The organism is Ruegeria sp. AB11 (assembly GCF_056536325.1).
This window is the reverse complement of the sequence record NZ_JBQFJO010000001.1, coordinates 178,435-194,583: the sequence shown is the minus strand read 5'-3', so window position 1 is coordinate 194,583 and position 16,149 is coordinate 178,435. Positions and strand designations below refer to the sequence as shown.

The window sequence follows — 16,149 nt, the reverse complement described above, 5'->3', positions numbered from 1 at the left end:
GGGGCAAGCTGGTGGTATTGTGATTTTTGTTTGGTCCTTTGGTCCGGTAGGACCCAGACGAAATGGAGTGGTGAGGCTTTGACAGAACTTGCGGAACTGATTGCCGGTTGGGCGCAACCGGGCCGGGTGACATGGATCGGTGTACGTTCTGGCCGCAGAGCAGAAATGGATGGGCGCAACGAGGATTGGGTCTCAAACGATGGACTCGACGGTGACCGCGCCCGAGCAGGCAAACGGGCGGTGACGTTGATCCAGCAGGAGCATCTGGCGGCGATTGGGTCTTATCTGGGGCAAGAACCCGTGGCGCCTGAAATCTTGCGGCGTAATCTGGTGGTTTCAGGGATCAATCTTGCGGCGTTCAAGGGGCGGGAAGTGCAGGTGGGGCAAGCCATTTTGCGCTTTAGTGTGATCTGCGCGCCCTGTAGCCGGATGGAAGAGGCGTTGGGCACAGGCGGTTATTCTGCCGTGCGCGGACATGGCGGCTGGTGCGCCGAGGTGGTGCGGCCCGGGCGGGTGGCATTGGGTGATGCGGTTAGGCCGCTGCCGCATGCTCGTGAAGTTTGAAATACTGCAGATGCTTAGATCGCAAGTAACATCGGGAATATGTAACCTAGGGCCCATATTCAATTTGAGCTACAAGTAAATTTTATGAAGCCTTTTGTATTGCGAATACTTTGCGCTGTAGTTTTTCTGGCTCCCGGGGCGCTCTTTGCTCAGACTTTTACTACTTGCACTTTTAAAGGAGTTTGGTGTGTTTTTGAGGATGGTGACTATTGTTGGATGGCTACTAAATTCACCGGTAAACCTACGCGACAGATGTTGCTGATGATCGGTACAAATTGTGAACCAGTGGTATTGCTACGGGCAGATGCGGCGGAGCGATATAGCCAATGGGATGGATTGCTTCTGCGAGCTGGTTCTCAGACCTTTCCGATGGTCCCTGACGACGGATGGGCTTTGGCGGTATCGAAGTCTGATCATAAGAAAATCGTTTCAGCAGTACTGAATACAGAAGGAGTTTTCTTTGAAGGTACGGCGACCAATTCCAAAAGAACACGCAAGTTCGAAGGTTGCTTCAAGACAAAGCACGCCAGTAAGGCAATTGCCGCAATGAAGAAAAGATGCGTTTGGTGCGCTGATTGACAACCCGCTTCAGTTCTGAACATCAGCAGGATATGGAACACTATGACATTCCATATGCGCGGCCCGGGCAGGTCGTGGGGTTGTTCGGGGGGTCGTTTGATCCTCCGCATCAAGGCCATGTGCATGTGACGCGCGAGGCGATAAAGGCGTTTGGGCTGGATCGGGTGTGGTGGCTGGTGTCTCCGGGGAACCCTCTTAAGGAGCGGGGACCTGCGCCTCTGGCGCGGCGGATGATGGCGGCACGCGCAGTGATGCAGCATCCGCGTGTTGAGGTGACGGATATCGAGGCGCTGACGGGGACGCGGGCGACGGCGGATACGTTGGCGGCGCTGAGACGGCTGTATCCGCAGGTTCGGTTCGTTTGGCTGATGGGTGCGGACAATCTGGCGCAGTTTCACCGCTGGAAGGACTGGCGGCAGATCATGGACAGCGTGCCTGTGGGCGTTGTGGCGCGGCCAGGGGATCGGATCTCGGCGCGGATGTCTCCGGCGGCTCGGCTTTATGCCAAGTACCGTATCGATGGGCAGGCGCGGCATTTGCTGGGGCGGGCTGAGGCTCCGGCGTGGTGTTTCGTGAACGTGCCGATGGTCGATGTCAGTTCGACCGAGTTGCGCAATCGGGGGGATTGGAGCGATGGGGTGTTGCCGGAATGACTCCTCTTGGCGCATAATCTTAATCTAGTGATTGTCTGCATTTAAGCTCTGGGATTCTAATAGACCCATGGTTGATCGTATTTCGCGTCGTTTGTTTCTGGGTGGATTGGGGGCGTCTCTGGTTCCGGGCACGGGTCTGGCCGAGGCGCCTTTGGTGTCTCTGCGCCCTGTTCTGCGTGGGCCGAAACCCAGCGGGGCCGAGCGGCTGGTTAAAGCGGCGGGGCTGAGGGGCGAGGTTGTCTTTGCCGTGGCCGATGTGGAAACCGGAACCCCGCTTGAGGTTTATGGCGAAGGCCAAAGCCTGCCACCAGCCAGCGTCGCCAAGGCGCTGACCGCGCTTTATGCGCTGGATGTGCTGGGTCCGGAGTATCGGTTCGAAACGCGCTTGATCGCGGATGGACCGGTCGAAAATGGTATTCTGAAAGGCGACCTGATCCTTGCGGGTGGCGGTGATCCGCTGCTGGACACGGACGCGCTGGCCACGATGGCCGCCAATCTGCGCAAGGCCGGAATCACCGAGGTTCGGGGCGCGTTCAAAGTCTATGATGGTGCGCTGCCTTACGTCTTCAGCATCGATCCGGGGCAGCCGGATCATCTGGGCTATAGCCCGTCGATCAGCGGGATTTCCCTGAACTTCAACCGCGTGCATTTCGAGTGGAAACGTGAGGGCACCGGGTATGGCGTAACAATGGATGCGCGCAGCGCGAACTATACGCCGTCGGTGGATATGGCCTCTATGCGGGTCGAGAACCGCAGCCTGCCGATTTATACCTTTCAGCCAAGCGCGCGGCAGGATCGCTGGACCGTGGCCAAAGGTGCGCTGGGCAATGGCGGGGCACGCTGGCTGCCGGTGCGCAAGCCTGCGCTTTATGCCGGAGATGTGTTCCGCACGCTGGCACGCGTGAACGGGATTGTACTGGGCCGGGTTCAGGTGACGCGGCAGGCATCGCAAGGGACAGTTCTGGTCGTGCATCAGAGTGATCCGTTGGAAAGCATCCTGAAAGGGATGCTGAGATATTCGACCAATATAACCGCTGAAATGGTGGGCCTGGCGGCGACCAAAGCGCGGGGGGTTGCACCGCAGAGCCTTGAAGAGTCCGCCACTGAAATGAACCGCTGGGCGGCCGCGCGCTTTGGTGCGAATGGGATCGCGATGGTCGATCATTCCGGCCTTAGCGGAGCGTCGCGCATGGCCCCCGCCGGTCTGGTCAAGACGCTGGTGGCTGCGGGGCAATCAGAGGAGCTGCGGCCATTGCTTCGGTCCTTTACGCTGGCCGACAAAAATGGGCAGCCGGTCAAGGATCATCCGATCAAGGTCGACGCAAAGACGGGGACGTTGAACTTCGTCTCGGGTCTTGGGGGTTATATGACAACGGCAGATGGAGTTGATCTGGCCTTTGCGATCTTCACCGCCGATACCGCGCACCGCGCCACGATCCCGCGAGCATCGCGCGAGCGCCCGGACGGCGCGCGGCCCTGGAACCGTCGGTCCCGCAAATTGCAACGCAATCTGATTGAGCGCTGGGGTGCGCTCTACGGCAGTTAGGTTGTATGCCGCGCCCGGGCCCCGCGTTCGATGGCGGCGGCGTGCAGGCGGTCGATGCTCAGCTCGTACCGGATTTCTTCCAGCAAGCGCAATTCGGTTTCGGCCAGTGTGCCATCAGCGGCGGCGACGTCACAAGCCAGCGCATACGCGGTTTCGTTCAGGCGTTCGGGCAGGTTGTCACGGATTAGGCCGAAAAGGGCATCCAGCCCGTCTTCCTGCTCGAAAAGGTCAAATACGATTTGCGAGACACGGCGCGTGCGGTCGATATCGTAGCCTGCAAACACCGGCAGCATGTTCACCGCGCCTTCGATCTTGACCAGCTCTGCGGTTCGGATGTTTTCGTCCGAGGCGGAAACCGCCACCATGATCGCCACAAGGCAATCCTGCGGAGACATCGGGTGTGGAGTTTGCTCGGTCATGGTGCCGTCCTGAATTATACGTCTGTTGCCGCACGATAGGAGGGGGTGCGCAGAGGTTCAACTGGTAGTTTTGGGGTGCAATGAATGCGATCGGTGAAGCTGGATGATTTCGGCTGTGATGTATATGTCCGCTGAGAGCCCTAAGCGGACGTTCGCATGAACGCATTAGCCTAGTGTTGCTGCGACAGGAACTGCCGGGCTTTTAACGCAACGACGTCGGATTAGGTATATTTCAGTTCTCGGGCGTATACCAAATTGGCGAAGTGTACGCGCGTTCCTGCGTTGACGTCGGAACCTCCGCGGGAAGTTCGTCTCCGAACCGAACGGAGTCGTAAATTGTCCACCTCGGTGTAGGAATTTCCAAGACACGGGCATAGTAGAAAGCCCGCACTGAAGGATTGAACTCAGGGTCGGTCCAGACAGTGATCAGCTCTGGAGACCCTATGGAATTGGTAAATGTGCCCGTTGCAACATCTACGGTGTTCCCCACCGCTGGCAAGTTGCCGTCCGCATCGGGTTCTCGGTCTCCCGACCAAGCCACGTCATAGACCCGCTCTTCAGTTTCGCCGCTGGAATTTAACCAACCTTTCACAATCTGAACACGGTCGAGATTGCCGGAGAACGGATCTTTCAGCGCAGCAACCAAGAAGGTTGGTGCGTCCGCGCCTTCTGTCGTGCCTGCGAGGTCCCCACCCATCGGAACGCCTTTTTCATATCCTATTTCTGCGGGCAAACGAGACCTTGCATCAGCTTCCGTAAAATCCCAACCACCAAAGAAACGAACCGCGATGCGACTACCGGTTGTCCCGTAAACTTCTTTCCGTTCCATTGCGTCGAATATGGCTTCGCGTGTGTTGTCCTCTGCCCAGACCGCGGCATAGCCAGAGGCCGCCATTTCCCACCCGAGAATCCTCAAGGCATCAAACTCGCCAACGACATGCTGCCAACGGCCAGGTTCCGGCTCGACGCCAGAGTGTTTACCAAAGAAATTGTCTTCTTCCGCCGTGGCCAAAGCCGTATGGCTGTCAGTCGAGCCCACTACTCCGAACTTGTATGGATTGGTGCCGAGCTGAGCCTCTAGTTTGAGACCGTTCTTCAGAGCCTCACGGGCATACTCGTATTGCAGCATCCAATCTTCTTTGGGTGTCGGACCCAGATTGGACTTATCCCAGGTTTCATAGTCCGCGAACTCATCGTTCGGGCTGAGAAACGGATGCGTTTCTCCGTCACCCTTGATTTGGGTGATCTCGTACATTGGTTCCCACTTCGCACGCCGTTCTGCGTAATCTTCTGTCAACGGTTCACCCGTTTCCGGGTTAGTTTCGACTGGGAACATTAGACCGTTAGAGACGTTGCCGTTGTGGGCAAGGGCGAGTACACGACCGCCAGTCTCTTGTTCATATGTTTCCATCCAGTCCCATAACCGTTCCGGATTAAAGGTTTCTGCGGTTGTGAAGGGCAGCATTTGCCGGGCGCGAATGGCATCATCTCGATAAATCACGTTACGGTGGAGGTTGTTGCCAGCTTCGGTGGACGTCCATTCGTATCCAATGAACGCAGTGAATGTGCCGGGGGCGTTGTGATGATCCGCAGTTTGTGTGAACTCGTCCCATACGGATTGTACGAACCTGCGATCTGCGACAGCCTCGGGAAGTGCCTCGCCGGTGATGCCAGCAAAGGTTTCAATGACTTCCATAGTGGCTCCAAGTGCAACGTCTCCGCCCGCGTTAAGCCGTTCGCTCCAGTCTCGGAGCGTTGCATCGCGCATCAGCGTGGAGTTTCCCGCGATGATTTCATTCATTGCACCCATGGCATCAGAATGATCGGATACAACAAGCCAATCGAGCGGGCGCGACAGCTTCACGCGCAGGCCGTGCGACGTGGTGACTTCCTCACCACGTGCAAACCTATAGGCATCGTCGGGGCTCAGAATGACACCAAATCCGCGGGCGTCGAGCGAGTTTGACGTGTGCAGGTGAGTGTCACCCCACAATGGGCGTGTAGGAAAATCTCGACCCGCATAAGGTGAGAAATCAGCAGGCGCGGGTTCACGCATATCATCAACTGATATGGTCATCTCTCCAACTTGCCCACCTTCTGCGGCCTCTTGAGCATGTGAAGAGCTTGTTATGAATGCTGCGGAAACTATTGCTGTTGATGTCGTCAGAAAAAACTTCATTTGAACCTCCCAGCCGAGCTGAATGCCAGCCCATGCCAACATCTGACGTGGCTGTTCGTCAAGGAAAACAACGATTTTTCTTAGTTGGGAACAAGAGATCCCGGGGGAGGTTCGACTAATCCCGGACCGCAGCTTCGCGCGTGACTTTGACGCTTAGCCACTGTGAGAAAATACCGCAACGAGTGGATGTTCTTGACGACTTGTGACCTGGTTCGCCAGTCTTGTGCCCGTGATCTTGATCGGAGTCGTTGTTATGAAATGGTTATCGCGAACATTCCTGCTGTCCTTATCTCTTTTATTTGCCACTGGCGCTTCAGCTAAAGATAAACCCAACATCGTATTCATATTTCTAGATAATTTTGGTTGGGGCGAGCCCGGGTTCAATGGAGGCGGCATAATCCGAGGTACTGCGACTCCCGAGATGGACGCCCTCGCTGCGGAGGGGCTACGACTCACAAACTTCAACGTGGAAAGCCAGTGCACGCCGTCCCGTGCAGCGACCATGACAGGACGATACGGAATTCGAAGCGGCAACCACACGGTCCCACTGGGCGGCGGCGTCTACGGTCTGACACAGTGGGAAATCACGATGGCTGAGATGCTAAAGGATGTAGGATACAACACGGCCATGTACGGCAAGTGGCACCTTGGCTGGACCGAAGGACGCTATCCAACGAATCAAGGATTCGACGAGTTTTACGGAGTTGAGACCACTGACGTTACAGTCTGGCGCACGCTTCCGGGATTTGCTGAAGCCAACATGGAAGAGCCCGTTGTGATGCAGGGTGTTGCAGGCGAGCCAGCAACCATCGCGCGGGACTACGATCTGGATTACCGCGGCGAGATTGATGGCGAACTGACGAGAAAAGCTATCAACTTTATCGAAGCGAAGAGTGCTGAAGATGCGCCGTTTTTCATCTATCTTGCATATACGCAGACCCACTATCCAAATATCGCGTCTGAGGAGTTTGATGGCGCCACTGGAAACGGCGTCTGGGCCGACATTCTGCTTCAAACAGATAGCTATATCGGACGCATCGTTGATGCGATTGAAGCGGCAGGCGTTTCCGACGACACGGTGGTGATATTTACTGCTGACAACGGCCCCGAAGCTCTTCCGGTTGGAAATGCCAACGTCTCGCCGGTTCCTGCGGTACATGGGACAGCCGGGCCTTGGCGCGGTACTCTGTTCACCAGCCTCGAAGGAAGCATGCGTGTACCCTTTGCAATCAAGTGGCCGGGAAAGATCCCTGCCGGTTCTGAAAGCAACGATGTTGTCCACTCAATGGATCTCTATCCGACACTTGCGGCTTTTGCAGGGGGCAAGGTGCCTGATGACAGGGCCTTTGATGGTGTCGACCAGTCAAAGTTCTTTCTTGGCGCCCAACCAAACTCAAACCGAGAAGGCGTGATCGTCTACATGGGTGAGCAGATATTCGGCGTAAAATGGAAGGATTGGAAAGTTCTTTTCAAAGAGAATACGACGGCTTTTGGTGCAACGGAGTCTTTCGACACACCTAGGGTCTACAACCTTCTGAATGATCCCCATGAGCGTGAAAGCGTACTCTTCCCGCACACATGGGCGGCCGAAAAGGCGCTGCCGCAGTTGCAGCAGCACATTGCAACCTTCGAGGAATACCCTCCAATCCCACCAGGAACGCCTGATCCCTACGAACCACCCAAAAACTGAACGGCGGCTTTGTCCGTAAAGCGGTCATTCGTAATCCAGAGCAGATATGGATTGCATGACGTTCATGCGCATAGAGGCATGAAAATTACGACCCTTTATTGACTCATACTGCACCTGCACAATAACAGGGGCCGGTCCGGGCGCATGGGGTGTCTGGCACGTTTTCCGATGGGGTATCCAAATGTCTGACTTGCGTGAAACCGCGATGACGTCCAAGGCGTGGCCGTTTGAAGAGGCGCGGCGGTTGCTCAAACGGTATAAGCAGGGCGCTCCGGAGAAGGGATATGTGTTGTTTGAGACCGGCTATGGCCCATCGGGTCTGCCGCATATCGGTACCTTTGGCGAGGTGGCGCGGACCACGATGGTCAAGCGCGCGTTTGAGGCGCTGTCTGATATTCCGACCAAGCTGATCTGCTTCTCGGACGATCTGGACGGGATGCGGAAGGTGCCGACCAATGTGCCGAACCCGGAAATCTTGGAGCAGCATTTGCAGTGTCCGCTGACCTCGGTGCCTGATCCGTTCGGCGAGTATGATAGCTTTGGTGAGCACAATAACGCGATGCTGCGCCGGTTTCTGGATACGTTCGGGTTCGAGTATGAGTTCTACTCGGCCAAGGAGTTCTATGAATCCGGTCAGTTCGACGAGGTGCTCAAACGCGCGGTTGAGCGCTATGACGAGATCATGGCGATCATGCTGAAAAGCCTGCGGGAAGAACGTCAGCAGACCTATTCGATCTTCCTACCACTACATCCCGAAAGCGGACGGGTGATGTATGTGCCGATGAAGAAAGTCTGCGCCGAGACCTATACCGTGACCTTTGACGATGAGACCGGCAAGGAGTGGACCGTTCCTGTGACCGGTGGCCACGTCAAGCTGCAGTGGAAGCCGGATTTTGGCGCGCGCTGGGCCGCGCTGGGCGTTGACTTCGAGATGTATGGCAAGGAACACGCCACCAACGAGAAGATCTATGACGCGATCTGCCGGGCCTTAGGTGGACGTGCGCCCGAGCATTTCAGCTATGAACTGTTCCTCGATGAGAACGGCCAGAAGATTTCGAAGTCGTCCGGCAATGGTGTCTCGATTGATGAATGGCTGACCTATGCGCCGACTGAGTCACTGGCCTATTTCATGTATCAAAAGCCCAAGACGGCTAAGCGGATGCATTTCGATGTGATCCCGAAGGCGTATGATGAGTATCATCAGCAGTTGCGGGCCTATCCGGGGCAGGACCTGAAGGCGCAGTTGAATAATCCAGTGTGGCATATCCATGGTGGGAATGTGCCCGAGTCCACGCTGATGGTTCCCTTTGCGATGCTGCTGAATCTGGCGTCGGTATCCGGGGCTGAGGATAAAGAGGCTTTGTGGGGCTTCATCCGCCGGTATGCGCCTGAGGCCACGGCGGAAACTCACCCTGATCTGGATCAGGCGGCGGGCTTTGCGGTGCGCTACTTCAACGATTTCGTCAAGCCGACGCGCCAGCATCGCGCGCCGACGGATCAGGAGCGTGAGGCGCTGGAAGCGTTGAGGGTGGCCTTGGAAGCCTATGACGGGCCGATGGAAGACGAGGCACTGCAATCGGTGGTCTATTCCATCGGGCGCGAGCGGTTCGATCCGATGCGCGGCTGGTTCACGGCACTTTACGAAGTGCTGCTGGGGGCTTCGCAAGGGCCTCGGTTTGGCGGGTTCATCGCGCTTTATGGTGTGCCAGAAACGATTGCTCTGATCGACAAGGCGCTGGCCGGAGAACTGGCCTGATTTGACCTGATCCAGTGTGGGGCTACCCTTGCATCAGGAGGTGGCCCCATGCGTCGACTATTGCTTGCTGTATCCCTGAGTGCCGGACTAGCATCCGGAGCCTTCGCGCAGAATGCGGAGATCGAGGCCAATATCTCGGCCCAGATAAAGGCCTTCAAGGCGGATGATTTTGCCACCGCTTTTACCTTTGCGAGTCCCAACATTCAGCGCTTATTTGGCGACCCGGACAATTTTGGGGTGATGGTGCGCCGCGGTTATCCGATGGTCTGGCGACCGGCGGAGGTGCGGTTTCTGGAGTTGCGCGAGATAAGCGGAGCCTTGTGGCAGAAGGTCATGATCACTGATGGCGACGGACGGGTGCATCTGCTGGATTACCAGATGATCCAACAAGAGGGCCGTTGGAAGATCAACGGTGTACAACTGCTGGGCAACTCCGACCCGGCAGCCTGAGGCAACACCACCGTTACGGTGGTAAGAGCGGCGATTAATCCCTTTTCGATACTCAGACCCATGCGCTTGGGCCATGGCCCGGGCGATTTCGGGTTTTGGCGCGCGAGCTTGGCGCGATTGGGAAAGGGATTTACATGAACAAGGCAATCACCGACGACATCGTGTTCATACCGCCCGCCTATGCGGCCGGTCTTGGGGTCTGGTCCAGTGGCGACGGTACACCGGGTTCTCCGACCTATGAAGGGTCGGGTACGGGCGTATTTGTCCCGGCGGACGCGGATTTTGCGGGCTGTCTGGAGATTTACAAGACGGCGGAACCGCAGCAATTGCGCTATATGGGGCAGACGCCCTTGTTGCCGGGCTGCTATCTGCAGATCAAGGCGCGGGTCAAGGCGATCAGTGGACCGCTGCCCGAGGTGCGGATCGCAGGCTGGGCCGGTGGTGCCGGAGATGCGCATGTGGACGGGTTGGTCGAGCAGGGCCTGGCGGTGCAGTTGACCGGCTATGGCACCGTGCATGAGGTGACGGCCATCGTGGGCACGGGCCTGCGCCCCGGCGTGGATATGCCATGGAGCAACACGGCGCTTTATGGCCATTTTGGTTTGGATATCGAAGGCACCAACAGTGCGGTGGTGCGGGTCGATGATATCGAGATCACCGATGTGACTTCGGTTTTCCTGCGGGACATGATCGGGCTGGTAGACGTGCGCGATTTTGGGGCGGTGGGCGACGGGGTCACCGATGACTCGGCGGCGTTTGAGGCGGCGGATCAGGTCGCGAATGGGCGCAAGGTTTATATTCCGCAAGGTGAGTTCCGGCTGGAAGAGAACAACAATATGGCATCCGAGGTCTCGTTCGACGGCACCGTCACGATGCCAGTCGATAAGATGCTGCTGTTGACCAAGAATTTCGATCTGCCGACCTATATCACCGCTTTCGGCGATGAGATGCTGGCCTTCAAAAAGGCGTTTCAGGCGCTGCTGAACAGCTCGGACCATGAATCGCTGGATCTGAGCGGGCGCAAGATTGCGGTGACCGAGCCTATCGATATGGCGGCAGCGGTGCCGAACCGGACGGGCTATGCCACGCGTCGGGTGGTGCGCAACGGGCAGTTTGATGTCAAAAGCAGCTCGGCCTGGGATACCGAATCCTTCACCTCGGTCGCGACCTATAGCCAGTCTGATCCCGATACGCTGACCAATGTGGCCAATGTGGCCAATATCCCTGTTGGCTCGCTGGTCACCGGCAGCGGTGTTGGGCGCGAGGTTTATGTGCGGTCGAAAAACGAAAGCACGGGTGAGATCACGCTGAGCGCGCCGACTTATGATGCCGCAGGTACGCAGACCTTTACCTTCACATCGTTTAAATATCTGTTGGATTTCAGTGGCTTCAGCGCGTTGCAGAAGTTCAACATGGAAGGGATCGAGTTCCAGTGCAACGGGCGGTGCAGCGCGATCCGGCTGTCCCCGGGCGGCAATACCTTTGTGCTGAAGGACTGTTTCATCAGTCGCCCGAAGGATCGCGGCGTCACCTCGATCGGGCGCGGATGTCAGGGGATGCTGATCGATGGCTGTCAGTTCCTGTCGACCGAGGAAAGTCTAGATGTGCCGGATCGCAGTTCGATCACACTGAACGCCAATGCCAATGACGTCAAGCTGCGCCATAACCGGGCGACCCGGTTCCATCATTTCGCAGTGCTGAGCGGCGACAACAATCTGGTCCTGGGCAACCACTTTTTCCAGGGCGACAACGTGGCCAACGGGGTGCGCAATGCCGGGTTGGTTATCATCGGCGGCTACAACAGTTCGTCCATCGCCGAGAACTATGTCGATAACTGCTTTATCGAATGGACCAACGAGCACGACGCGAACCCGGATTACTTTACCAGCTTCTCGTTCAGCGCGCTGAGTATCACGGATAACATTTTCTACGCCAGCGATGTCGCGCCCTGGTTCAGCTATCTGGTGATCCGCCCCTATGGCACGGGTCATTTCCTGAACGGGCTGACCGTGACGGGCAACAAGTTTCGCGTCAACAATGTGCGGATCGACCGGGTGGATCGGGTCGATACCAGTTTTGCCGATCTCGACCCGGAACGGCACAAGAGAGTGTGTTTTGAGAATAATACGTTTCACGGCATCGATACGCCCTGCGCCAATCCGTTGAGATTGCAGCATACGCAGAGTTCTCCGTCTTCGGCCTGGACCGTCAGTTCGCAGGGGCAGTTACCGTTTGGAGGCCGAGCTCGCGGATGTGATTCGGTTGTGGCCCTGGGCAGTCTCAGGAACGCATCGAACGCGATACGCTATACCGCGCCTTATGTTGAACTGAGACAGAGTGCGAGTCAGAGCGATATACGCCTGCGCTGGTCCGAAGGCTTGCGCGGGGCAGTCTCGACTATCCTGCGGACCGATACCTGATTGACGTGGCGGGCTGCCCAGTTTTGGGCGGCCCATCTTCAATGGCTGCGCCACAGGGCGAATTTGATTCCGATATTGTCATCGGCTGAATTGCGTTCGGCACCCAGAATCCAGGTGAGGTTGCCTTTTTTCGGGCGATACATCAGCGAGGGACGTACCCGCCAATACCAAGGGTGATCTGAAATATACGAGGTTTCTATCTGCAAGAGCGGGTCAATGCGCCGTCCCGAGGACAGGCCAGCCGTGAAATCCAGCTTGCGGATTAGAGCCTCATGCGTGCGGTTTTCGAGCACGGCGTCGATATTGATCCATCCGCCCCCCAATCCGGTTTGAATCCCTTTGCCATATGAGAGTGTTGTTTTGTACATCGCCCAGGCATCGTATTGACGGTGATGTGTACCCACGCCAAACTCGGCGGCAAATCGGCCTGCTTGCCCGAGGTCAGCGACCGGAAAGCGGGCGAAAACCAACGCATGTCCATACAGATCCTGATGCTCTTCGGCATCGAGGCCTATGGTCAGTTTTGGTCTCAGCCCCCATTCGGCATAAAGCGCGGATTCATATTTGTAGATACCGTCATCTTCTTTGAAAGCGGTCACCGAGAGCGCGGTGAAGCTTGAGCCTTTTTCGCGCAGCCACGCCCCGGCCCAAGCCGGAGTACTCACTAAAAAGACCAACAGATAGATGAAAAACTGACGCGCCATGCCTGCAGCATCGGCAGTCATGGTTAACGGATGGTTAGTAACTTGTTGAGGTTTGATAAAGTTTTTGAAACGCAGGCGCACTTAACTGCAGGAAATGGATTGCGTTTCCTGAAGCTGTGCTAGGCTGGGGGCAGCTACAAAGGAGAAGCCAGATGCCGCAGATTTCCAAAACCGACAGTTATCAGACCGTCATTACCACATTTGAGATGACGCCCGGAACCTGCCAGGATCTTCTTGAGGCGCTAACTGATGCTTATGCCGAATTCATCTCGAAACAACCCGGGTTCATATCTGCAGGGCTGCATGTGAATGACGCCCAGACCCGGATTGCCAACTACTCGCAATGGGAGCGGCGCGATGATTTTCTGGCGATGCTGCGTACGCCGGAAATGCGGGAACGAAACCGCCGCATCAACGAGCTGTGTAAGAGCTTTGAGCCGGTGATGTATGACGTTGCCGAAACATTCGGCGGTTCCTGACCTGAATCAAGGCGCGCTGTGGCGAGGCAGGGCAAGATGCTGGCGCAACCACGGAGGCACAAGCCATGTACCACAACATCCTTGTCCCTATTTCATTTGATGCCGAACGCGACAGTTCGGCGGCGATGAAACTGGCAAAGTTGCTGGCAACCCCACAGGCGCAGATCACTCTGCTGCATGTGGTCGAGCACATTCCAGATTATGCGATCTCATACATGCCGGCGGAATATCTTTCAGAGACACGCAAAGCGCTTCAGGCTGAGCTTGATACGCTGGCTGCTCGATTACCAAATGCCCAAGGACAGGTGATCGAAGGTCACTCTGGCAGAACAATTCTGGATTGGGCCGAAGTGAACAAGCCCGATCTGATCATTCTGGCCTCGCACCGGCCGGGAATGCAGGATCTTCTGCTAGGGTCAACCGCGACCCATGTGGTACGGCACGCAAAATGCGCAGTGCATGTGGTGCGGTGACGGAATAGGTTTTTTAGCTCGGTATGGCCATGGCTTTGCCACATACAGGGTATATATCTACCCCGATGACGACCGGAAATACAAATGATGAGATTGGCCTTAATCCGCGGATGACAAGGCGGCAACGGCGTGCGGATGAGATGCGTCGGAAAGCTCTGTCGCCGCTGCGAATTCTGCTGATGGTGCTTGCGCTGCCGTTGACAATCGGAATGATCACGATCGGAGTTTATTTGCGCATCTCGGACTACGAGCGTCATGAGGCTGTGGTCCACCTGGTCGCGCTGGCGGGCTGTGACACGGTGCAGCGGCTTGTTCCGGGGCCATTTTTTGAAGGCCGGCCGGGCTATCACAAGCGAAATGACCCCGACGGTGACGGTGTTGCCTGTGGCACCCGTGGTCTGCAACGGCAACGAACGACTGCGATGCCGGGAACTGCCGGGAACGCACCGCGGCAAACTCAGGCACCGCGTGAGCGAACCGTTGGAACCGCGAAGTTCCTCAAACCCTGATGATTATCCCTTCATGGCTTGCAATAACTCCAGCAGGCGCTTGCGGTCATCATCATTTGTGTAATCCCCAGTCGCCAGACGTTCCGCGATGCGCAGGCGCAGGCGTTCCTGCTGGGTGCGGACCTCTTCTCCGGCGGTTTCGGCCAGAGTTTTCATAATCATCGCCACCGCTTGCTGGCGCTTGGTGGTGGGATTGGCGATGTAGTCGACCAGGCTCTGTTGACCGGAATCGAGGATGTTTTCGGCCAAATCACGCAGTTGATCGCCATTGGGCAGCAGCGGGGTCGGGGCGTCCGTGGGCGGCAGGATTTCCGGCACGCTGCGCGGGGTTTCGGCCAGCGCGTTCGCACCATCAACAAAGGCTTCGGTGATCATCCGGGTGATCTTGATCGCGCGAGGGTCCTTGAACAGGGCCGAGGCGATGGCCACGCCGTAATCGGTATAGACCCACGGATTAACCCGCCGCCCACCGCGGCCCTTGGATTTTGAAATCACATTCTGTGATTGCAAATCAGCGACCTCGGCATCGTTCAGCTGAAAACGGTAGCCCTCGAACAGATCCTTGTTGCGCGAGACAGCCTGATTGAAAGCGCTGACGGACTTTCCGTAGAACTGCGCCAGATCCTCGGCCAGTACCACGCGGGTGCCGCGCACCCGGTGAATGGCGCTCTGGACTTCATGCGTGCTGGGCAGGGTGTTGGGTTTCGTCATGGCATCCGTTTGGAATCACAATTTGTGATGTCAAACGTGGAGGAGAGAAAGCTACGCTGCAACCTTGAAGTGTATGGCTATCGTCAATCGAGACAGGACTTGAGCTAGCGTCAGCCGCTTGCCTTGCCCAAATAGGCAAGCCGATAGGCGAGCGCGACACCGCCCGCGCCTCCGACTACATTACCGACCGTGACCCAAAAAAGGTTGCTGATGGTGGCGCCCCAACCGAGTTTGGCACCTGCTAGCGCACCCTGAGGCAGCAGGTACATATTAGCGATCGAGTGTTCGAGACCCAACAGAACAAACGTCGAAATTGGCCAGAGTATTGCCATGACCTTTCCCACGACCGATCTGGCGGCGAAGCTCAGCCAGACTGCAAGGCAGACTAAGGCGTTGCACAGAATGCCTCGCATAAAGGCTTGCGTTGGAGAGAGATCAATCTTGCCATTTGCGATCGCTGCAGCAGTGGCCCCCATTGGTCCTTCCAGCAAACCGCTTGCAACGCAAGCAAGGACTAGTGCGACGGCTCCGACTAAATTTCCGAGATACACGAATACCCAGTTCCTCAACAGGTCACGCATCGAGATTTTTCGATCCACTGCCGCGATGGTCATCAGCGCGTTTCCAGTGAATAGTTCCGCCCCACCAACGACCACAAGGATCAGGCCCAGAGAAAACACCACCCCACCAAGAAACCGGGCTGGCCCAAATCCGGGATCTACGCCGGTCATAACCATAGTGTAGGCGGCCCCACCGAAGCCGATGAAGACACCTGCGAGTATTGCAAGTGTCAGCGTTTGAACGATGGAAAGATGTGCCTTTGCGACACCAGATGTTTCAACCAGTTCTGCAATCTGTGCAGGTTTGTAAGCGTCTACGCCGGTTGGATTGTGAGCCTTCATGCGTTGCACACTGCCAACATATTCATGTTTCGACATTGATCCGGATCAAGGCCACGCGACAAAGTACAGAGGTTCAGTCCAAGGCTTGTGCCAACTAAACAGCCAACTTGACCTC

At 56.7% G+C, this 16,149-nt stretch carries 16 protein-coding genes; 11 read left to right on the top strand and 5 right to left on the bottom strand.

Annotation, left to right across the window (positions count from 1 at the left end):
- Positions 1-78 precede the first annotated feature (78 nt).
- The 4 genes from ACR3EJ_RS01040 to dacB all read left to right on the top strand — a co-directional run bounded on the left by ACR3EJ_RS01040 (position 79) and on the right by dacB (position 3,342).
- Complete coding sequence (locus ACR3EJ_RS01040) at positions 79-564, top strand: MOSC domain-containing protein (protein ID WP_170544420.1); 486 nt, start codon at positions 79-81, stop codon at positions 562-564.
- Positions 565-648: 84 nt separating this feature from the next.
- Positions 649-1,143, top strand: coding sequence for a hypothetical protein (locus tag ACR3EJ_RS01035; protein ID WP_170544418.1), 495 nt, complete (start codon positions 649-651; stop codon positions 1,141-1,143).
- A 32-nt stretch (positions 1,144-1,175) separates the two neighbouring features.
- Complete coding sequence (locus ACR3EJ_RS01030; protein WP_170544901.1) at positions 1,176-1,796, top strand: nicotinate-nucleotide adenylyltransferase; 621 nt, start codon at positions 1,176-1,178, stop codon at positions 1,794-1,796.
- Between the two features lie 67 nt (positions 1,797-1,863).
- The gene (dacB, locus tag ACR3EJ_RS01025; protein WP_170544415.1) at positions 1,864-3,342 is read left to right on the top strand and encodes a D-alanyl-D-alanine carboxypeptidase/D-alanyl-D-alanine endopeptidase; all 1,479 of its coding nucleotides are present in this window, start codon (positions 1,864-1,866) and stop codon (positions 3,340-3,342) included.
- On the opposite strand, the gene ACR3EJ_RS01020 is transcribed toward dacB, so the two are convergent.
- Together ACR3EJ_RS01020 and ACR3EJ_RS01015 are read right to left on the bottom strand one after the other, a co-directional pair.
- Positions 3,339-3,761 (bottom strand): tellurite resistance TerB family protein, encoded by a 423-nt coding sequence (locus tag ACR3EJ_RS01020; protein ID WP_170474479.1) that lies wholly within the window; start codon positions 3,759-3,761, stop codon positions 3,339-3,341. The two genes, dacB and ACR3EJ_RS01020, sit on opposite strands and share 4 nt — an antisense overlap.
- Positions 3,762-3,993: 232 nt before the next feature.
- On the bottom strand, positions 3,994-5,940 hold the full coding sequence (locus ACR3EJ_RS01015; RefSeq protein ID WP_170544412.1) for a DUF3604 domain-containing protein: 1,947 nt from the start codon (positions 5,938-5,940) through the stop codon (positions 3,994-3,996).
- A gap of 253 nt (positions 5,941-6,193) precedes the next feature.
- Here ACR3EJ_RS01015 and ACR3EJ_RS01010 point away from each other — a divergent pair, with 253 nt between their 5' ends.
- The 4 genes from ACR3EJ_RS01010 (at position 6,194) to ACR3EJ_RS00995 (ending at position 12,256) form a co-directional block, all read left to right on the top strand.
- The gene (locus ACR3EJ_RS01010) at positions 6,194-7,630 is read left to right on the top strand and encodes an arylsulfatase (protein WP_170544409.1); all 1,437 of its coding nucleotides are present in this window, start codon (positions 6,194-6,196) and stop codon (positions 7,628-7,630) included.
- 181 nt (positions 7,631-7,811) lie between these two features.
- Positions 7,812-9,386: a lysine--tRNA ligase gene (locus ACR3EJ_RS01005; RefSeq protein ID WP_170544407.1), complete on the top strand. Its 1,575-nt coding sequence runs from the start codon at positions 7,812-7,814 to the stop codon at positions 9,384-9,386.
- 48 nt (positions 9,387-9,434) lie between these two features.
- Positions 9,435-9,836: a DUF4864 domain-containing protein gene (locus ACR3EJ_RS01000; RefSeq protein ID WP_170544405.1), complete on the top strand. Its 402-nt coding sequence runs from the start codon at positions 9,435-9,437 to the stop codon at positions 9,834-9,836.
- A 134-nt stretch (positions 9,837-9,970) separates the two neighbouring features.
- Positions 9,971-12,256, top strand: a complete 2,286-nt coding sequence (locus ACR3EJ_RS00995) for a glycosyl hydrolase family 28-related protein (RefSeq protein ID WP_170544403.1) — start codon at positions 9,971-9,973, stop codon at positions 12,254-12,256.
- A 38-nt stretch (positions 12,257-12,294) separates the two neighbouring features.
- Here ACR3EJ_RS00995 and ACR3EJ_RS00990 read toward each other — a convergent pair whose 3' ends face one another.
- The gene (locus ACR3EJ_RS00990) at positions 12,295-12,981 is read right to left on the bottom strand and encodes a hypothetical protein (RefSeq protein WP_260024189.1); all 687 of its coding nucleotides are present in this window, start codon (positions 12,979-12,981) and stop codon (positions 12,295-12,297) included.
- A 131-nt stretch (positions 12,982-13,112) separates the two neighbouring features.
- On the opposite strand from ACR3EJ_RS00990, the gene ACR3EJ_RS00985 reads away from it, so the two are divergent.
- From ACR3EJ_RS00985 to ACR3EJ_RS00975, 3 genes are all read left to right on the top strand, one after another.
- Positions 13,113-13,439: an antibiotic biosynthesis monooxygenase family protein gene (locus ACR3EJ_RS00985; RefSeq protein WP_170474493.1), complete on the top strand. Its 327-nt coding sequence runs from the start codon at positions 13,113-13,115 to the stop codon at positions 13,437-13,439.
- 65 nt (positions 13,440-13,504) lie between these two features.
- Complete coding sequence (locus tag ACR3EJ_RS00980) at positions 13,505-13,912, top strand: universal stress protein (protein WP_010442458.1); 408 nt, start codon at positions 13,505-13,507, stop codon at positions 13,910-13,912.
- Between the two features lie 140 nt (positions 13,913-14,052).
- Positions 14,053-14,421 carry an excalibur calcium-binding domain-containing protein gene (locus tag ACR3EJ_RS00975; RefSeq protein ID WP_170544399.1) on the top strand — a complete coding sequence of 123 codons (369 nt, stop codon included), beginning with the start codon at positions 14,053-14,055 and terminating at the stop codon, positions 14,419-14,421.
- A 3-nt stretch (positions 14,422-14,424) separates the two neighbouring features.
- Here the strand turns inward: ACR3EJ_RS00975 and ACR3EJ_RS00970 are convergent, their stop codons facing one another.
- Entirely contained in the window at positions 14,425-15,132 is a 708-nt protein-coding gene (locus tag ACR3EJ_RS00970) for an ORF6N domain-containing protein (protein WP_170544397.1), read from the bottom strand.
- A 110-nt stretch (positions 15,133-15,242) separates the two neighbouring features.
- Entirely contained in the window at positions 15,243-16,070 is an 828-nt protein-coding gene (locus ACR3EJ_RS00965) for a formate/nitrite transporter family protein (protein WP_480422475.1), read from the bottom strand.
- Between the last annotated feature and the right edge of the window lie 79 nt (positions 16,071-16,149).